10 protein-coding genes are annotated in these 18,571 nt (G+C 64.2%); 8 read left to right on the top strand and 2 right to left on the bottom strand.

Going from position 1 to position 18,571, the window contains the following annotated elements:
* Positions 1–16: 16 nt before the first annotated feature.
* On the bottom strand, positions 17–3,136 hold the full coding sequence (locus GTP90_RS27690) for a CHASE domain-containing hybrid sensor histidine kinase/response regulator family protein (protein ID WP_161086531.1): 3,120 nt from the start codon (positions 3,134–3,136) through the stop codon (positions 17–19).
* Between the two features lie 196 nt (positions 3,137–3,332).
* Between GTP90_RS27690 and GTP90_RS27685 the strand changes: the two genes are divergently transcribed.
* The 4 genes from GTP90_RS27685 (at position 3,333) to GTP90_RS27670 (ending at position 12,858) form a co-directional block, all read left to right on the top strand.
* A complete protein-coding gene (locus GTP90_RS27685) occupies positions 3,333–4,928 on the top strand; it encodes a CehA/McbA family metallohydrolase (protein ID WP_161086530.1) in 1,596 nt (531 codons plus the stop codon).
* Between the two features lie 169 nt (positions 4,929–5,097).
* Positions 5,098–6,978, top strand: a complete 1,881-nt coding sequence (locus GTP90_RS27680; protein WP_161086529.1) for a putative bifunctional diguanylate cyclase/phosphodiesterase — start codon at positions 5,098–5,100, stop codon at positions 6,976–6,978.
* A gap of 4 nt (positions 6,979–6,982) precedes the next feature.
* Positions 6,983–11,887: a HAMP domain-containing protein gene (locus tag GTP90_RS27675; RefSeq protein WP_161086528.1), complete on the top strand. Its 4,905-nt coding sequence runs from the start codon at positions 6,983–6,985 to the stop codon at positions 11,885–11,887.
* On the top strand, positions 11,887–12,858 hold the full coding sequence (locus GTP90_RS27670; protein ID WP_161086527.1) for a CheR family methyltransferase: 972 nt from the start codon (positions 11,887–11,889) through the stop codon (positions 12,856–12,858). Before GTP90_RS27675 ends, GTP90_RS27670 begins: the two co-directional genes overlap by 1 nt.
* Positions 12,859–12,871: 13 nt before the next feature.
* Here GTP90_RS27670 and GTP90_RS27665 read toward each other — a convergent pair whose 3' ends face one another.
* The gene (locus tag GTP90_RS27665) at positions 12,872–13,498 is read right to left on the bottom strand and encodes a glutathione S-transferase family protein (protein WP_161086526.1); all 627 of its coding nucleotides are present in this window, start codon (positions 13,496–13,498) and stop codon (positions 12,872–12,874) included.
* 161 nt (positions 13,499–13,659) lie between these two features.
* Between GTP90_RS27665 and GTP90_RS27660 the strand changes: the two genes are divergently transcribed.
* The 4 genes from GTP90_RS27660 to GTP90_RS27645 all read left to right on the top strand — a co-directional run bounded on the left by GTP90_RS27660 (position 13,660) and on the right by GTP90_RS27645 (position 18,382).
* Positions 13,660–16,314 (top strand): M1 family metallopeptidase, encoded by a 2,655-nt coding sequence (locus GTP90_RS27660; protein ID WP_161086525.1) that lies wholly within the window; start codon positions 13,660–13,662, stop codon positions 16,312–16,314.
* 388 nt (positions 16,315–16,702) lie between these two features.
* On the top strand, positions 16,703–17,413 hold the full coding sequence (locus GTP90_RS27655) for a YceI family protein (protein ID WP_161086524.1): 711 nt from the start codon (positions 16,703–16,705) through the stop codon (positions 17,411–17,413).
* Positions 17,414–17,507: 94 nt separating this feature from the next.
* Positions 17,508–18,023 carry a glycoside hydrolase family 73 protein gene (locus GTP90_RS27650; RefSeq protein ID WP_161086523.1) on the top strand — a complete coding sequence of 172 codons (516 nt, stop codon included), beginning with the start codon at positions 17,508–17,510 and terminating at the stop codon, positions 18,021–18,023.
* 8 nt (positions 18,024–18,031) lie between these two features.
* The gene (locus GTP90_RS27645) at positions 18,032–18,382 is read left to right on the top strand and encodes a hypothetical protein (protein ID WP_161086522.1); all 351 of its coding nucleotides are present in this window, start codon (positions 18,032–18,034) and stop codon (positions 18,380–18,382) included.
* Positions 18,383–18,571: the final 189 nt, after the last annotated feature.

Genomic DNA, 18,571 nt, shown 5'->3' with positions numbered 1-18,571 from the left:
AGCCCGTATTATCGCTCTAGCCGGGATCGTAGGCCAGTAGTTCCTGCTCCATGCGCTCGTCCAGCACCGCCAGCATGGCGTGCAGCTGCTGCACCAGCTGGCGCGCGTTGGCGCAATCGGCGTCGTGCCGCACCTTTTCCAGCGCCAGGCACAGGTTCCCGAAGCGCATCGCACCGACCGCGCGGGCCGAGGATTTGATGCGGTGCCCCAGTTCGGACAGATGCGCCAGGTCTTCCTGCGCCAGCGCGGCGTCGACCTCCAGCATGCCCTCGCGGGCCGATTCCAGGAACAGCAAGGCATACTTGCGCATTTTGTCGGCCTTGCCGCCGAAGGTCAGGGCCAGCGCGGCCACGTCGAGCAGCTCCGCCTCTTCCGGCTCAGGCGCGGACGGTGTTACGTCGGCTCGCGCGGCGATCGGCGTCGCTCCAGGCTCCATCTCCAGCGCCGGCGGCTGCAAAGAGGCGGCTCCGCCATCGGCCACGGTGAAGTACGACGGCGGTGGCGGTGCCAGCGGCCGCGCGAAACTGGCCGCGCGCGCCCGCTGGCTCATCCACTTGGACAGCATGTTGAACAGCAGCTTGGGCGCGATCGGCTTGGTGACAAATTCGTCCATGCCCGCGCCCAGGCAGCGTTCCTGGTCGTCGCGGCCGGCATTGGCGGTCATCGCGATGATCAGCGTGGCCGACAACTTGGGATGGGCGCGGATCAGGCGCGTGGTTTCGTAGCCGTCCATGACCGGCATCTGCACGTCCATCAGCACGCAATCGAAGCGCTCCTTGAGCAGCAGGTCGATCGCCTCCTTGCCGTTGTTGGCCACGCAGACGGTGGCGCCGGCGTCCTCCAGCAGTTCCTGGCCCACCTGCTGGCTGAAGATATTGTCCTCGACCAGCAGGATGGAGGCGCCGCGTATGCTGTCCAGCACATCCGGCTGCACCGATTCGTCACTGGCCTGCAGCAGGCTGACGCCCTTGGCCAGCCGCGCCGTGAACCAGAAGGTGCTGCCGGCGCCAGGCCGGCTCTCGACACCCACGCCACCGCCCATCAACTCCGCCAGCTGCTTGCTGATGACCAGCCCCAAACCGGTGCCGCCGTAGCGGCGCGTGGTCGACGTGTCGGCCTGGTGGAACGACTGGAACAGCTGCTCCAGCTGCTCGGGCGACATGCCGATGCCGTGGTCCTCGACTTCGAAGCGCACCAGGATATGGCCGTCGCGCTCCTCCAATGGCCGCGCGCGCACATACACCTTGCCGTTCTCGGAGAACTTGATGGCGTTGCTGGTGAAGTTGAGCAGCACCTGCTCCAGCCGCAGCGGGTCGCCGCGCAGCTGCTGCGACAGTCCCGGCCAGATCTCGTACACCAGCTCCAGCCCCTTGGCGGCCGCGCTCTCGCCCAGCTGGCTGGACATGTTGGACAGCAGCGCATCGAGCGAAAAGTCCAGCACCTCCAGGTCCATCTTGCCCGCTTCGATCTTGGAGAAGTCCAGGATGTCGTTGATGATGCCCAGCAGGTGCTGGCCCGAATGGTAGATCTTCTGCAGGTAATCGCGCTGCTTGGGATGCGTGACCGACTTCAGCGCCAGGTGGGCCATGCCGATGATGCTGTTCATCGGCGTGCGGATCTCGTGGCTCATGTTGGACAGGAAGTCGCTCTTGGCCTGGTTGGCGATGTCGGCTTCCTCCTTCAGCTTATGCAGCTCGGTGACGTCGGTCGACAGCCCGATGACGGCCGTGACGGCGCGGTCGATCTCCACCGGCACCTTGACGGTCCACAGGTGCTGCACCACGCCGTCGCGGCCCACGTAGCGGGTCTCGCCGGAGCGCTTGACGTTGTCGGCGAATACAGGCCGCTCCTGCGCCCACGCCGCGTCGGCCACGGAGGTCGGCATCAGCTCGCGATCGAGCTTGCCGACGATCTGTTCGACCGGTAGCCCCATCGAATCGGCCATCTTGGCGTTGACGTAGATGTAGCGGCGCTTCTGGTCCTTCATGTAGACGTGGGCGTCGACGTTGTTGAGCACCGTGTCGAGCAGCACGCCCTGCTTGAGCGCGCGCCGGCGCGAGGTGTACAGCACGAAGAAGTAGCTGTACAACAGCATGGTGCCGGCGAAGCCGGTCAGGCCGGCGATCCACGGAAAATACACGTCGAAGCCGGTCAGCAAATCGGTCTTCCTGACCTGGAACTGCGCCTTCCACAAGCTGCCGTTGAAATCGATCGGCAGCACCGATTCGTAGAACTGGCCCTTCGCCGCCGGGATCGGCGAGTCCTGCACCGTGCCGTTATCGTTGAACAGCAGATGGTCGCTATTCTCGATCACCAGGCGGCGCTGCTCGACGTCCTTGCTGCCGTCGGCGTACAACATCAGGCGTACCTGGCGCACGGTCATCTCGTCGATCGCGCCCTGCACCAGCTTCGGCACGCTGAAGCCGATGCCTACCGATCCCAGATAGGCGGCGCGCCGGCCCGCCACGTCGGCCACCGGCATGTTGCGGCGGTAGACCGGCAAGCGGATGCCCAGGCCGATGTGCGGGGTCGGATGCTGGACCACGATAGGCTGGCCCGATGCGATCACCTGGCCGCTGTCGCGCGACGCCGCCACCATTTTTTCGATCGCCGGATTGGCCGTCACATCGACGCCCATTTTCTCGCTCAACATCAGCGCCGGCTCCAGATAGGTCAGCACGGCGTAATGCGGGCGGCGGCCGGGCGGCTTGATATCGAACGTCGGATAACCCTGCGGCGACATGCTGCGGTCCGCGCGCACGCGGGCGATGAAGGCGTCACGCTGTTCGTCGCTGACCAGCGGCGCCCAGGTCACCGCCTCGATCGCCGGGAAGTGACGCGGAATCTCGAGGCTGGCCACGTACTGGTGAAACTGCAGGCGTGTCAAATCGTCGCTGGTCTGGAACAGCGCCACCAGCCCGCGCGTCAGATCGGAATACGATTTGATGCGGGCCGAAATACCGTACTGCGTGCTGCGCGCCAGGTTCTCGAAACGCTGGCGTGCATCATCGTCGACCGTCTTGGCCGCGGAGCCATACAGGGCCGCGCCAACGGCCAGCGCCAGCACGCCACCCGCCAGCCAGAACAACAGGCGAGGGCTGCGGACCGCTTCCGTCGCGTTACCCGATTTCAGCATGCGCGATCACTTTTGGTCGATATATTGGCGGAAAATTTTGCATCACAGCAGCATACTATTAATGCCGCTTGGGAACCAGTGAAACAATTGGAGAGAATTGACCAGCCAACCTTTCAAAATTAAAGGGAACCTTATGCGATAAGGCGCGCTCTAAAAGATGAGGCCGGCAATCTGCCGGTGTTGCGGGAGACTCACCATGCGCGCGCCATCCATCTCAGCGATTTTATTCGCAAGTATCCTTTGCATTCCGGCGGCCAGTCATGCGACGACTGGCGACCACCATGAATTCAACGCCTGGCTGGAGGCGCCTTTCCGCGCCGACGCGCTCGGAGGGCGCACGCTGACGCTGCATTTTTCCGCGCCTGACCCGCAAGCCGGCGGCACGCTGCGCTGGCGCCTCACCCTGCTGTCGCCGGACGGCCGCGCGCTGCGCAACTGGCGTGGCACGCGACAACCGGACGAATCCGCCGGCCCCGTGACGCTACGCTGGCGCACGCCGCCGACGCTGCGCGCGGGCGTCTACAGCCTGCGCTTGCGCGCCAGCGCCGGCGACGGCCACACGATCGAGCAAAGCTGGAACGTGGCGGTGGGCGCGGCGCCATTGGCATTGCCGCTGACGCCGCCGGCCGGCGACGCCCTGCCCTACGCCGTCTACCTGGGCAACCTGCACAGCCAGACCAGCCACAGCGACGGCGGCGGCGCGCTGGACCACTGCACCGGCGCGCAGCCGCCGCAAAGCACGGCGCTGGGGCCGCTGGACGCCTACGCTTACGCCCGGCAACACGGGCTGGACTTCCTGATGACATCCGAGCACAACCACATGTACGACGGTTCGGACGGCACCAACAGCGCGGCCGATCCGGCCGCCGCCAAGGCCTTGTACCAGAGCGGCCTGCAGGCGGCCGCCACGTGGAACCAGGCCCATCCTGCATTCCTCGCCATCTACGGCCAGGAATGGGGCGTCATCAACAAAGGCGGCCATCTGAACATCTTCAACAGCGGCGAACTGCTGGGCTGGGAACGCAACGCCGAGGGCGAGCTGATCGCCGACACCGAAACGCCCAAGAGCGACTACGCCTTCCTTTACCGGCTGATGCGCGAGCGCGGCTGGTTCGGCCAGTTCAACCATCCGCAAGACGACCAGTTCGCCATCGGCGGCAAGCCGCTGGCCTGGAACGCGGACGGCGACCAGGCCATGCTGCTGTGCGAAGTGATGAACAGCAGCGCCTTCTCGTCCCGCAGCGACGAAGGCGAAACCCATCTGAGCAATTTCGAGCCGGCCTGCAACAAGCTGCTGGAGGCCGGCTACCACGTCGCCTTCAGCAGCGACCAGGACAACCACTGCGCCAACTGGGGCAGCGCCTACAGCAATCGCACGGGCGTGCTGATGCCGCCCGGCGCGCCGCTTGACGCCGCCGGACTGCTGGACGCGCTGCGCGCCCGTCGCGTATTTGCCACGATGGACAAGAATGCCCAACTGGTGCTCACCGCCAACGGCCACCTGATGGGCGAACGCTTCGTCAACAGCGGCAAATTGACGCTGGTGGCCGATTACGCCAGCAAGACCGGCCACGCCCTTGCCGCCATCACCCTCTTCCAGGGCGTGCCAGGGCGCAACGGGACGGTCGCGGCGCTCACCAACATGCCCCGGAGCGTGATCCGGCCGTCCGTCGGCGAACACTTTTATTACGCCAGGGTGACCCAGGACGATGGCAAAATGCTGTGGAGCGCACCCGTCTGGGTCAGCCAGCGCGGCCGCAATCGTGCGCTGGGGAAAATTGGGTTGCGATAATATTTTTGCTGGTAAAAAATATTTCGCAAGACGATTGTCAGATTGATAAAATGAGGCTTTCACCATTCTTTGGCAGAGCCTGATTTTGCTTGACTCCCGGACACACAAGAGTATCTTTTACCTAACAGACACAGTGCGATTGCCCGACACCTCAACCGTTCAGCTAGCCGTGCCTATTCCCAAAGTCCTCCTCGTCAACGACGACCCGGCCAGCCTGTACGCGCTGGAAAGCTTGCTGTCGGAGGCGGCCGACCAGCATGTCTATGAGCTATTGACGGCGGGATCCGGCAAGGAGGCGCTGCGCCAGGTGCTGCTGCACGAATTCGCCGTGATCCTGCTCGATGTCAGCATGCCCGGCATGGACGGCTTCGAGACGGCCGAGGCGATCCACTCCCATCCCCGCTCGGCCAGCGTGCCGATCATCTTCATCACCGCGCACTACGCGGACGAAATCAACCGCCTCAAGGCCTACCAGAAAGGCGCGGCCGACTACCTCTTCACGCCGGTGATACCGCAGATCCTGCAGGCGAAGGTGGCGGTGTTCGTCGAGATGACAAAGAAGAATATCCTGCTGCGCAAGAAGAGCGAGCAACTGGCGCGCCTGAACCAGGACCTGCGCGTGCAGCGCCTGCAGGACCTGGAGCGCATCAACGCCGAACTGGAACAGGAAATCAAGGACCGCAAGCAGGCCGAGTCGCGCGCCCACGAGCTCTCCACCCGCGACGCGCTGACCAACCTGGTCAACCGCCGCGCCCTGATCCAGCAGCTGGAGCACGCCGTGGCCACCTCGGACCGCAGCGGCGCCGGCTTCGCGCTGCTGTTCCTCGACCTGGATAAATTCAAGCAGATCAACGACACCTATGGCCACGAAGCCGGCGACGAACTACTGCGCCAGGTCGCGGCCCGGCTGACGGCCGCGGTGCGCGTGGCGGACGTGGTGGCGCGCCTGGGCGGCGACGAATTCGTGGTGTTGATCGAAGGCCGGGCTGCGGCGGCCAACGCCGCGCGCGTGGCGCGCAAGATCGAACTGGCCTGCGCCCTTCCCTTCGAGATCGGCAGCAATCGCCTCAAGACCGCGGCCAGCATCGGCATCGCCATCTATCCGCAGGACGGCGCCAACGCGCAGGCGCTGATGAAAAACGCCGACACCGCCATGTACCACGCCAAGCAAAACAACGCCGGGCCGGTGCAGTTCTTCCACGAAGAGCTCAATGTGCGCGAGCGCGAACGCGAACAATGGGCGCTGGAGCTGCGCAAGGCGCTGGCTGCCGGCCAGTTGGAACTGCGCTATCAACCACAGGTCGATATCGCCACCGGCCGCACCGTCGGCGCCGAGGCCCAGCTATACTGGCGCCATGCTGGCAAGGGCTTGCTGGAGGCCGGACAGTTCCTGCCATTCGTGCAGGAACGCGGGCTGCTGGACCGCGTCGACACCTGGGTCATCACGCAGGCCTGCGCGCAGGCCGCGTTATGGCAGCCGGTGGCTGTCGCCGCCGATGGCGCGGTGCCGTGCATCTGGATCAACCTGGCCACGCCGCAGATCAACGCCGACCTGCCGCAAACGCTGCTGCCGGCGATCCGCAAGCATCGGCTGCCGCCGGGCAGCATCGGCGTGGAGCTCAACGAGAAGCAGCTGCAAGGCGCGGCCGAGCCGCTGACCCAGTTGCTGCTGCAATTGCAGGCCGGCGGCGTGCGCGCCGCGCTGGACGATTTCGGCAGTGCGCGCTCCTCGCTGGCCGCCTGCAAACGCTGGCAGCTCAATGTGCTGAAGATAGACCGCAGCTTCATCCACGCCATCGGCAACGACGAAGGCGGCACCGACATCGTCGCCGCCGTCATCCACCTGGCCCGCGCGCTCGCCATGCGGATCGTGGCGATGGGTGTGGACGAAGACGCGCAGCTCGACGTGCTGCGCGCGCTGGGCTGCGACAGCTGCCAGGGCGAACTGTTTTTCCCGCCACTGACCGCGGCGGCATTGATCGAACACGCGGAAGCCAGGCAGCACGCCACCGCCATCCAAACCCATTCCCTCCTAAACGACGAGGATTAAGCCGATGAACAACATGACCGACATGGGCGAGCAGGTAGACGCCAAGCGACTGCTGGCAACCCTGATGGCGCTGAAAAAAGGCGACTTCACGGCACGCATGCCCTCCGACTGGACCGGCATGGCGGGCAAGATCGCCGACACGCTCAACGAGATCATCGAGACCAAGGAAAAAATGGTGTCGGTGGTGACGGAGGTGAGCCGCGTGGTGGGACGCGAAGGCCGCCTGACGCAGCGCGCGCAGGTGCCCAACATGGCCGGCGGCTGGGCCTCCATCATCAGCGCGGTCAATGCGCTGATCGACGATCTGGTACGCCCGACCACCGAGATGGCGCGCGTGATCGGCGCCGTGGCGAAGGGAGACCTGTCGCAGACCATGGCGCTGGAGGTGGACGGCGTGCCGCTGAAGGGCCAGTACCTGCGGGCGGCCACCACGGCCAACACCATGGTGGAACAGCTGTCGTCGTTCTCGTCCGAGGTGACGCGGGTGGCGCGGGAGGTCGGCACCGAGGGTAAGCTGGGCGGCCAGGCGCAGGTGAAAGGCGTGGCCGGCACCTGGAAGGACTTGACCGACTCGGTGAACTCGATGGCGGGTAATCTGACGTCCCAGGTGCGTAACATCGCCGAGGTGACCACCGCCGTGGCGAATGGCGACTTGTCCAAGAAGATCACGGTGGACGTGCGCGGCGAGATCCTGCAGCTGAAGGACACCATCAACGTGATGGTGGACCAGCTGCGCTCCTTCGCGTCGGAGGTGACGCGGGTGGCGCGCGAGGTGGGTACCGAGGGTAAGCTGGGCGGCCAGGCATATGTGCCGGGCGTCGGCGGCACCTGGAAGGACTTGACCGACAACGTGAACTTCATGGCGTCCAACTTGACGGGCCAGGTGCGTAACATCGCGGCGGTGACCACCGCCGTGGCGAACGGCGACTTGTCCAAGAAGATCACGGTGGACGTGAAGGGCGAGATTCTCGAACTGAAAAACACCATCAACGTGATGGTGGACCAACTGTCCTCCTTCGCATCCGAGGTGACGCGGGTGGCGCGCGAGGTGGGTACCGAGGGCAAGCTGGGCGGCCAGGCGCAGGTGAAAGGCGTGGCGGGCACGTGGAAGGACTTGACCGACTCGGTGAACTCGATGGCGGGTAACTTGACGGGCCAGGTGCGTAACATCGCGGACGTGACGACCGCCGTGGCGAACGGCGACTTGTCCAAGAAGATCACGGTGGACGTGAAGGGCGAGATCCTGGAACTGAAAAACACCATCAACGTGATGGTGGACCAATTGAACTCCTTCGCATCCGAGGTGACGCGGGTGGCGCGCGAGGTGGGTACCGAGGGTAAGCTGGGCGGCCAGGCCAACGTGCCCGGCGTGGCCGGTACCTGGAAGGACTTGACCGACGGCGTGAACTCGATGGCGGGTAACTTGACGGGCCAGGTGCGTAACATCGCGGACGTGACCACCGCCGTGGCGAACGGCGACTTGTCCAAGAAGATCACGGTGGACGTGAAGGGCGAGATTCTCGAACTGAAAAACACCATCAACGTGATGGTGGACCAATTGTCCTCCTTCGCATCCGAGGTGACGCGGGTGGCGCGCGAGGTGGGCACCGAGGGCAAGCTGGGCGGCCAGGCCTATGTGCCGGGCGTCGGCGGCACCTGGAAGGACTTGACCGACAACGTGAACTTCATGGCGTCCAACTTGACGGGCCAGGTGCGTAACATCGCGGCGGTGACCACCGCCGTGGCGCGCGGCGACTTGTCGAAAAAGATCACGGTGGACGTGAAGGGCGAGATCCTGGAACTGAAGGACACCATCAACGTGATGGTGGACCAATTGTCCTCCTTCGCATCGGAGGTGACGCGGGTGGCGCGTGAGGTGGGTACCGAAGGTAAGCTGGGCGGCCAGGCCAACGTGTCCGGTGTGGCCGGTACGTGGAAAGACTTGACCGAGAACGTCAACCAGTTGGCGGCGAACCTGACCAACCAGGTGCGCGCGATCGCCGAGGTGGCGACCGCCGTGACGCGCGGCGACTTGTCCCGTTCCATCCAGGTGGAGGCGCGCGGCGAGGTGTCCTACCTGAAGGACAACATCAACGAGATGATCCGAAACCTGAAGGACACCACGCTGAAGAACGCGCAGCAGGACTGGCTGAAGACCAACCTTGCGCGCTTCACGCGACTGCTGCAGGGCCAGCGCGACTTGCAGGCCGTGACCAAGCTGATTCTGTCCGAATTGGCGCCGCTGGTGTCGGCCCACCACGGCGTGTTCTACATGATGGACTCGCAGGAATCGGACGCCCGCCTGCGCATGATCGCCAGCTACGGCTACCGTTCCAGCCGCAAGCTGCCCACCTCCTTCCTGCCGGGTGAAGGCCTGGTGGGCCAGTGCGCGGTGGAGAAGGTCCGCATCTGGCTGACCGACGTGCCGCGCGATTACATCGTCGTCTCGTCCGGCCTGGGCGCGGCGCCGCCGACCAACATCGTGGTGCTGCCTATCCTGTTCGAGCAGCAGGTGAAGGCGGTGATCGAGATCGCCTCGCTGGACCGTTTCACCGAAACCCACTTGTCCTTCCTCGACCAGCTGATGGAATCGATCGGCGTGGTGCTGAACACCATCGAGGCGAACAGCCGTACCGAATCGCTGCTGACGCAGTCGCAATCGCTGGCGCAGGAACTGCAGCAGACCAACCAGGAGCTGGCCGAAAAAGCCCGCCTGCTGTCCGAGCAGAACATCGAGGTGGAACGCAAGAACCGCGAGGTGGAACAGGCCAAGCTGGCGCTGGAGGAAAAGGCCACCCAGCTGGCGCTGTCCTCCAAGTACAAGTCCGAGTTCCTGGCGAATATGTCGCACGAACTGCGCACGCCTTTGAATTCGCTGCTGATCCTGGCGCAGCAGCTGGGCGACAACCCGGACGGCAACCTGTCCGGCAAACAGGTGGAATTCGCCAAGACCATCCACGGCTCCGGCTCCGACCTGCTTACGCTGATCAACGACATTCTGGACTTGTCGAAGATCGAATCCGGTACGGTGACGCTGGACGTCTCCGAGTACCGCTTCCAGAACCTGCGCAACTACGTCGACCGCACCTTCCGCCACATGGCCGAGGCCAAGCACCTGGGCTTCTCCGTGGAGCTGAAGGACAACCTGCCGACCGCGATGATGACCGACACCACGCGCCTGCAGCAGGTGTTGAAAAACCTGCTGTCGAACGCGTTCAAGTTCACCACGCACGGCCAGGTGTCGCTCAATATCAGCCTGGTGAACAGCGGCTTCTCCAGCGACCACCCCAACCTTCTGCACGCGGACGCGGTGCTGGCCTTCGCCGTCAGCGACACCGGCGTCGGCATCGCCGCCGACAAGCTGCAGCTGATCTTCGAAGCGTTCCAGCAGGCCGACGGCTCCACCGCCCGCAAATACGGCGGCACTGGCCTGGGCCTGTCGATCTCGCGCGAGCTGGCGCGCCTGCTGGGCGGCGAGATCCGCGTCGAATCGGCTGTCGGCAACGGCTCCACCTTCACGCTGTTCCTGCCGTATAACCGCGCGGGCTTCATCAACTACGACATGGGCCGCCAGCCGCAGGTGCGCCTGCCGACACCGGCCCCGCAAGTGGTGTACACGCCGCCGCACTACAGCGAACTGTCGATGCCGGAGCACGACAACGGCAACGCCATCACCGACATCGACGCCGACATGGAGGAATACAGCAGCAGCGACGACCGCGGCCTGGTGGCGCCGGGCGATCCGTCGGTGCTGATCATCGAGGACGACGAGCGCTTCTCCAAGATCGTGCTCGATTTCGCGCGCGAGAAGAACTTCAAGGGCATCGTGACGATGCAGGGCGATTCGGCACTGAGCCTGGCGCGCGACTACCTGCCGTCCGCCATCCTGCTCGACCTGGACCTGCCGGACATCGACGGCTTCACGGTGCTGGACCGCCTGAAACGCGACCCGAGCACGCGCCACATTCCTGTGCATGTGATGTCCAGCCTGCGCGAGCGCGAACGGGCGCTGCGCCTGGGCGCGATCTCCTACCTCAACAAGCCGGTCAGCAAGGCCGCCCTGCAGGAGGAGTTCACGCGCATCCAGAAATTCCTGCTGGGCGGTAAGCGCAGCCTGCTGGTGGTGGACGACGAACAAATGCAGCGCGACGCCATCGTCGCCCTGATCGGCGACGCCGACCTGCACATCGTCGCCGTCGATACCGGCCAGGCCGCGCTGGACGCGCTGCGCGAGGCGCACTTCGACTGCATGGTGCTGGACCTGACGCTGCCCGACATCAGCGGCTTCGACCTGCTCGACATCATCGGCAAGGACGAATCGCTGCGCGACCTGCCCATCGTGATCAACACCGCCAAGGAGTTGAACCGCAAGGAGGTGGCAAAGCTGAAACGCTACGCCAAGACCATCGTCATCAAGGACGCCCGTTCGCCGGAGCGCCTGCTGGATGAAACCGCGCTGTTCCTGCACCGTTCGCAGGCAAGCCTGCCGGAGGCGCAGCGCCGCATGCTGGAGGAGATCCACGCGGCCGACGGCGGCCTGGCCGGCCGCAAGGTGCTGATCGTCGATGATGACTTGCGCAACATCTTCGCGCTGTCGTCGCTGCTGGAGCGCCAGCAGATGCAGGTGTCGTTCGCCGAAAATGGCCGCGACGGTATCGAGGTGCTGGAAAAAGACCCGACCATCGAGATCGTCCTGATGGACATCATGATGCCGGAGATGGACGGCTACGACACCATGCGCGCCATCCGCCGCATCCCCAAATTCAAATCGCTGCCGATCATCACGCTGACGGCGAAGGCGATGAAGGGTGACCGCGACAAGTGTATCGCCGCCGGCGCGTCGGACTACATCACCAAGCCGGTGGACGTGGCGCAGTTGCTGTCGCTGATGCGGGTGTGGCTGCACTGATGAGCGTCGTGAACTCCTTAATGGCGTCGCTGCGCGCAGCGCTGCGTCCCGCCGACACCGGCGGGACGGCCAGCGATCCGCAGCGGTCCACGGCTCCCACGGCTTCGGCGCCCGGCGAGGTCCATGCCGGCGGCCAGCGCCGGCACTCCCCGTCCACGGTGGAGGAGCTGGAACTGGAGCTGCTGCTGGAGGCCGCGTTCCAGGTCTACGGCTACGACTATCGCGGCTACCAGCGCGACGTGGTCACGCGCCGCGTACAGGCGGCGATGGCGCAGCTGTCCCTGTCCACCATCTCGGCGCTGCAGGCCCGCGTGCTGCATGAGCCGCACGCGTGGAATGTGCTGTTGCGGGAGCTTTCGGTGGAACCGGCGTTGATGTTTGACGACGCCGCCGAAGCGTCGCTGCTGCGCATGTCGCTGGGCGTGTGCCTGCACGGCGCCGCACTGCCGCGCGTGTGGCTGGCCGACTGCGCCGGCGCCCAGCAGGCGTGGACGCTGGCCATCCTGCTGGAACAGGAACAGCTGGGCGCGCGCACCGAAATCTACGCCACCGTCTCCAGCGACGCCCTGCTGGCCGAAGCGCAGGCCGCAAGCCTGCCGATGGCGCGCCTGGGCGAGCTGCAGGCCAACTATGTGCGCAGCGGCGGCACGGGCAAGCTGCTCGACTATTTCGAAGTCAGCGGCGACGGCCTGCATGCGGCCCTGCGGCCGCAGCTGCGCAACCGCATCACGTGGGCGCAATACAACCTGGTCACGGACGCCTCGTTCAACGAGTTCCAGATGATACTGGGGCGGCGCACCCTGCCCGACTTCGGTCCGGCGCTGCGCCAGCGCGTGCTGCGACTGTTCGACGACAGCCTGGCGCCGACCGGCGTGCTGGCGCTGGACCGTCCGCTGGAAGCGGGCGATCCGCTGGCCGCCCGCTACAGACCCTTGTTCCCGCAACAGCCCTGGTACAAGCGCGTGGCCTGAGCGTTACAGTTCACTAATACACGGCCGAAGCGCTCGGCCGTTCCGCCACCCGGTCGCGCCAGGCCTGCAAGTGCTCCATGCCCTCCGCGCCCGGCCGGAACTTCATCAGCCCGCGCGCAAACTCCAGCGCGCAGAAGGCCGTGATGTCGGCGATGGTGAAGCGCTGCCCCGCCACGAACGGCTGGCCTGCCAGCACGCCATCCAGCCAGCGCGCCGTGTCGCGCATCTTCTCGCCTTGCGAGGCGCCGAAATCAGCGAACTGCGGCTGCTCCAATATCGCCAGGCCAGGATGCGTATGGCGTATGCAGTTGGCGATCCCCATGAACAGATGCAGCTCGACGCGGCGATCCGTCATCTCGATGAAGGCGCGCTCGTCGAAGCCGTCGCCCATCAGGTTGGGCTCCGGCGCATAGCCCTCCAGCCAGGTGCAGATGGCGCGCGTTTCGCACAGGATCCGGCCATCGTCCAGCTCCAGCGCCGGCACGCGGCCAAACGGATTCTTTGCCAGATATGCGGCGCTGCGGTGCGCGCCGCCGAGCAGGTCGATCGACACCTGCTCGATATCGGCCAGTCCCTTCTCGGCCATGAACATGGCGACCCGGCGCGGATTGGGTGTGCGCGGCGAAGTATAGAACTTCATGGTAGCTCCTTTCATAGGATGGTCATACCGGCATCATAGCTTGAACCACGGCCACCAAGATTGACATTGTGATCAGATAGCCGTAGATTGCTCGTTGGCCCACGAAGCCAATAACGGTTTATATCGTATGCCTATCGGCCCACCCTACTGAAGGACATTGCATGCAACGCAGTTTGATATCGCTCGCCGTGATGGCGCTGCTCGGCCTCTCCACCGGCCTCGCCCCACTGACCGTGGCCGCCGCGCCGGCCGCCAAGGCCGCCAAGGTCACCACCCAGCTTCCCCGCAACGCCGTGCCCACGCACTACGCGGTGTCGCTGGTGCCGGACGCCGCCAACAGCAGCTTCAGCGCCAGTGTCGTCATCGCGTTGGACATCAAACAGGCCAGCAACAGCATCACCCTTAACGCCGCCGACCTGAAATTCAGCGCCGCCGCGATCAGCGCGGGGCCGGGCAAGCCTGCGCTGGCAGCCAGCAAGATCAACGTCGACAACGACAAGCAAACCGCCACCTTCGAATTCGCCCAGCCGCTGGCGGCGGGCAGCTACCAGCTCAAGCTGGACTACACCGGCGTGATCGGCACCCAGGCGGCCGGCATCTTCTCGCTGGACTATCAGAACGGCGGCGAAAAGAAGCGCGCCCTGTACACCCAGTTTGAGAACTCCGAAGCGCGCCGCATGATCCCGTCGTGGGACGAGCCGTTCTACAAGGCCACCTTCACGCTGGAGGCGACCGTACCTGCCGGCCAGATGGCCGTGTCGAACATGCCGGTGGCCTCCACCACCAAGCTGGCCGATGGCCGCGAACTGGTGCGCTTCGCCACCTCGCCGAAGATGTCGACCTACCTGCTGTTCTTCGGCCTGGGCGAATTTGAACGCGCCAGCGCGGTCGAAGGCGGCACCGAATTGGGCGTCGTCACGCAGAAAGGCTCGCTGGGCCAGGCCCAGTTCGCGCTCGACTCGTCGGTCGCCGTGCTGAAGGAATACAACGACTACTTCGGCGTCAAGTACCCACTGCCAAAGCTGGACAACATCGCCGCGCCGGGCCGCAGCCAGTTCTTCAGCGCGATGGAAAACTGGGGCGCGATCTTCACCTTTGAAGCCGCGATCCTGCTCGATCCACGCGTCGCCACGCAGTCGGACAAGGAGACCTCCTTCCTGGTGGCCGCGCACGAAATGGCGCACCAATGGTTCGGCGACCTGGTCACGATGGGCTGGTGGGACGACCTGTGGCTGAACGAAGGCTTCGCCTCGTGGATGGAATCGCGCACCACCACCCGCCTGCACCCCGAATGGAACTGGGAACTGCGCGCCGTCGGCACGCGCGAACAGGCCATGGGGCGCGACGCGCTGGCCACCACCCATCCGGTCGTGCAGCACATCAGCACCGTGGAACAGGCCAGCCAGGCCTTCGACAGCATCACCTATCAAAAGGGCGAGTCGGTGATCCGCATGCTGGAGAACTATGTCGGCGATGACGCCTGGCGCGCGGGCGTGCGCAGCTACATGGCCAAACACGCATATGGCAACACGGTGTCCGACGACCTGTGGCGCGAAGTGGAAAAAGCAGCGCACAAGCCGATCACCGCGATCGCGCACGACTTCACGCTGCAACCGGGCGTGCCGATGATACGCGTGGCCGATGCCGTCTGCAAAAACGGCCAGACCACCATCGCGCTGACGCAGGGTGAGTTCAGCAAAGACCGGACCGACAAGAAGCCTCTGAGCTGGCGCGTGCCGGTGATCGCCCAGACCGTGGGCGGCGCGCCGGTGCGCGCCCTCGTCAACGGCAAGGGCAGCATGACGCTGCCGGGTTGCGGCACGGTGCTGGTCAACGCGGGCCAAAGCGGCTACTACCGCACGCTGTACGCGCCGAAGGCGTTTGCCGCGCTGACCGACAGCTTCGCCGGCCTGCCGGCCATCGATCAACTGGGCCTGCTGTCGGACAGCTGGTCGCTGGGCATGGCGGGCCTGATGCCGGCTTCCAGCTTCCTCGACCTGGCCAGCAAGGCGCCGCTGGATGCAGCGCCGCAGGTGTGGGAGCAGATCGCCGGTTCGCTGGCCGCCCTGCACCAGAGCTACGAAGGCAAGCCAGAACAACAGGCGGCGTTGGACCGCTACGCGCGCAAGCGCCTGGCGCCGGTGCTGGCGCGCTTCGGCTGGACCAAGGCCGCGGATGAAGCGGCGCCGGTGGCCAACCTGCGCGAAACGCTGATCAACGTGCTGGGCGCCGTCGGCGACGAAGGCGTGGTGGCGGAAGCGCGCCGCCGTTATGCCGCCTCGGCCACCGACAAGGACGCGATGCCTGCGGCGCTGCGCCGCCCTATCCTGGGCGTGATCGCCTCCAATGCCGATGCCGCGACCTGGGACCAGCTGCACGCAGCCGCCCGCGAAGAGAAATCGACCATGATCAAGAGCGAGCTGTATGACCTGCTGGCCACCGTCAAGGACAAGGCGCTCGCACGGCGCGCGCTGGAACTGGCGCTGACCGACGAAGGCGGTGCCACCGAAGGCGCGTCCATCCTGAACCACGTGGCCGGCCATCACCCGGACATGGCCTACGACTTCGCCGTCGGCCACCATGGACAGCTGGAGAAGAAAATCGACGCCACCTCGCGCAGCCGCTACTTCCCTGGCCTGGGTGGCCGCTCGGCCGATCCGGCCATGATCGACAAGCTGCGCGCCTACGCCAAGCAGTACCTGCCGGCAGAAGCGCAAGGCGACACCCGGACCGCGATCGCCTCGATTCAGTACCGCGTGAAGCTGCGCACCACCCGCCTGCCGGAAATCGACGCCTGGCTCGCCAAGCACGGTTGATCGGGCAAAAAAAAACCAGCGTCATCGCGAGATGATGCTGGTTACGAAAACGCTCGAAAGCGTGGGGATGGCCGTGTGTCCGGCGGCGATCGTGCCGCCTGGACGAAATTTGTGCCGGGCTTGATGGAGTCCGGCAACCGGGCGCGAGGCTGAACCGCGCGCTACAGGTGTCACTTTGCCAGCGATCGGCTGGCATAGGCTTAGGGATTCATTAAGGGGAGGCTTAAGGGTGATGGTGCCGGTGTTTCAGGCCACCGGCGAGCCTGCTGAGTCATGCTTTGTGAAATCCCGCACCGGCTTGGGCGCGGCGACCAACTGGAGCACGCTGGAACCAGCGAGACGCATCATAATCGGGCATTATGACGGCCAAATGACTACCGGCGCAGCGATGAGAAAATTCCAAACATATTTGAAAGTGGGCGTATTGTGCGCCTGCGTGGCCGCGTGTACGCAGCTGCCCGGCCCCGCGCCGGAGACGCCCTCCGCCGCATCCGCCCATACTCCGGCGCCCGCGATGCCGGCCGCCTCCGTTGCCCACCCGCCCCGCCCGGCCACGCCGGCCGCCGTCGTGCTGAACATCGACAGCGGACTATCGCTGATCGCCGTCACGGTGCGGCGCGGCGGACTGCTGGCGCGGCTGGGCCATGACCATGTGGTCGCCAGCCGCCATATCAGCGGGACCGTCACGCCGGCCGAGAACCGGGCCGATTTCCAGTTCCGCCTGGACCAGCTCACCGTCGATGAACCCGAGCTGCGCATCGCCGCCGGCCTGGACAAGCAACCTTCCGCCGACGCCATCGAAGGCACCCGCAACAACATGCTGACCAAGGTGCTCGATGCGGAACACTATCCGGTGGTGAAGGTGCACGCCGAACGCGGGGCGGCAGGCCAGCCGCTGCAGGTGGCAATCGCGCTGCACGGAGTTACGCGCACCCTGGCCATTCCTGTGGAGATCCGCGAAGCCGAAGGGGTGATGACCGTCACCGGCAGCGTCAACCTGAAACAAAGTGATTTCGGCATCACTCCGTTTTCCGTGATGGCCGGCGCGCTGGCGGTGCAGGATCAGATGGAGCTGCGCTTTACGCTGGTGGCGAAGTAACCTGCATGAAGCCAGCTACTGATCGAATTCAAGGATAACCGCTTAAATCAATGCGATGCTAAATCCGGTCATTTCAACCGGATCGGAGATCGCTATGTCAAAACACGCACACGCGCTAGCGCACACGCATGCACACAAGCATCGGAGCAAGCATCAGCCCGCTCACGTTGCCCATTTCATCGGCCTGCATATCCGCGATGCAAGAATCATCTCGGCACGTACAGGCATCCCAACCGAGGTGATACTTGCACAATCCGCTCTAGAAAGTAACTGGGGCCGATCAGTCAAGGAGAATGCTTACTTTGGAATAAAAGGCAAATCGACAACCGGGCACTCAACGACCTTCGCCACGCATGAAGTCACGTTATCCGGAAAACGGATCAGTGAGGTCGATGAATTCCGCGCTTACGCCAACTACGCGGAGGCCGCAGCAGATTATGCTTCATTGATACAACGAAAATACCCCACTGCTCTAGCCCATCGTACCGACCCGGCAGAATTCGCCGAAGCTATCGCCAGACGAGGTTATGCCTCTGATCCGCAATATGCAGCGAAGTTAAAATCCATCATCCGCGTGCACATCGCACCGTTGCTAAAAAGTAGAAATTAGGTGAGCCCATGAAAATACTCCACTACCTGGCAGTGGCATTGCTTTTCGTATCGTCATCGGCACACTCGGGCCAAATAAGGACCAAGGATGAGGCAAGCAAGCTAGCAATAGCCGCGATACAAAAATATCATTTGACCACGCTGCAAGATGAATGCGGATCAATCGATGTGATTGATCAACCGTTGTACTTCGAGATCGTAGTACGCGAGCGTCATACGCGAAAATGTGGTGGTCTTCCAGAAACAGGGCCGCGTCTTTTCAACGTACGCGTAAGAAAAAAAGACGGTCAACTGACCAGCGATGTTTACGACGGAACGACTTACAAACTGGTAAATCACAAACCTATACTGACAAAGTAAACCATCATATTTAAAGCGGGAACTTAACTTACTCGTATGAAAAGGAAGAGTCCGCTTTCGCCTGCGGATTCAATCGGTGGTCGCAACACTCTAAGCTAAATGCGCAAGCATGAGGAGTGTTGACGATGAAACAGAAACCTCGAATCCACTACACGGAATGCCAGAAGGCGCAGATGTGGGAGCGCTGGA

The organism is Duganella vulcania, assembly GCF_009857655.1.
Classification (GTDB): Bacteria; Pseudomonadota; Gammaproteobacteria; order Burkholderiales; family Burkholderiaceae_D; genus Rugamonas; species Rugamonas vulcania.
This window is presented reverse-complemented; position numbering and strand designations above follow the sequence as displayed.

What these genes read in the sequence shown, in the direction of transcription:
- GTP90_RS27690 (WP_161086531.1), bottom strand. Translation starts at nt 3,136, where the DNA reads ATGCTGAAATCGGGTAACGCGACGGAAGCGGTCCGCAGCCCTCGCCTG.
- GTP90_RS27685 (WP_161086530.1), top strand. Translation starts at nt 3,333, where the DNA reads ATGCGCGCGCCATCCATCTCAGCGATTTTATTCGCAAGTATCCTTTGC.
- GTP90_RS27675 (WP_161086528.1), top strand. Translation starts at nt 6,983, where the DNA reads ATGAACAACATGACCGACATGGGCGAGCAGGTAGACGCCAAGCGACTG.
- GTP90_RS27670 (WP_161086527.1), top strand. Translation starts at nt 11,887, where the DNA reads ATGAGCGTCGTGAACTCCTTAATGGCGTCGCTGCGCGCAGCGCTGCGT.
- GTP90_RS27665 (WP_161086526.1), bottom strand. Translation starts at nt 13,498, where the DNA reads ATGAAGTTCTATACTTCGCCGCGCACACCCAATCCGCGCCGGGTCGCC.
- GTP90_RS27660 (WP_161086525.1), top strand. Translation starts at nt 13,660, where the DNA reads ATGCAACGCAGTTTGATATCGCTCGCCGTGATGGCGCTGCTCGGCCTC.
- GTP90_RS27655 (WP_161086524.1), top strand. Translation starts at nt 16,703, where the DNA reads ATGAGAAAATTCCAAACATATTTGAAAGTGGGCGTATTGTGCGCCTGC.
- GTP90_RS27650 (WP_161086523.1), top strand. Translation starts at nt 17,508, where the DNA reads ATGTCAAAACACGCACACGCGCTAGCGCACACGCATGCACACAAGCAT.
- GTP90_RS27645 (WP_161086522.1), top strand. Translation starts at nt 18,032, where the DNA reads ATGAAAATACTCCACTACCTGGCAGTGGCATTGCTTTTCGTATCGTCA.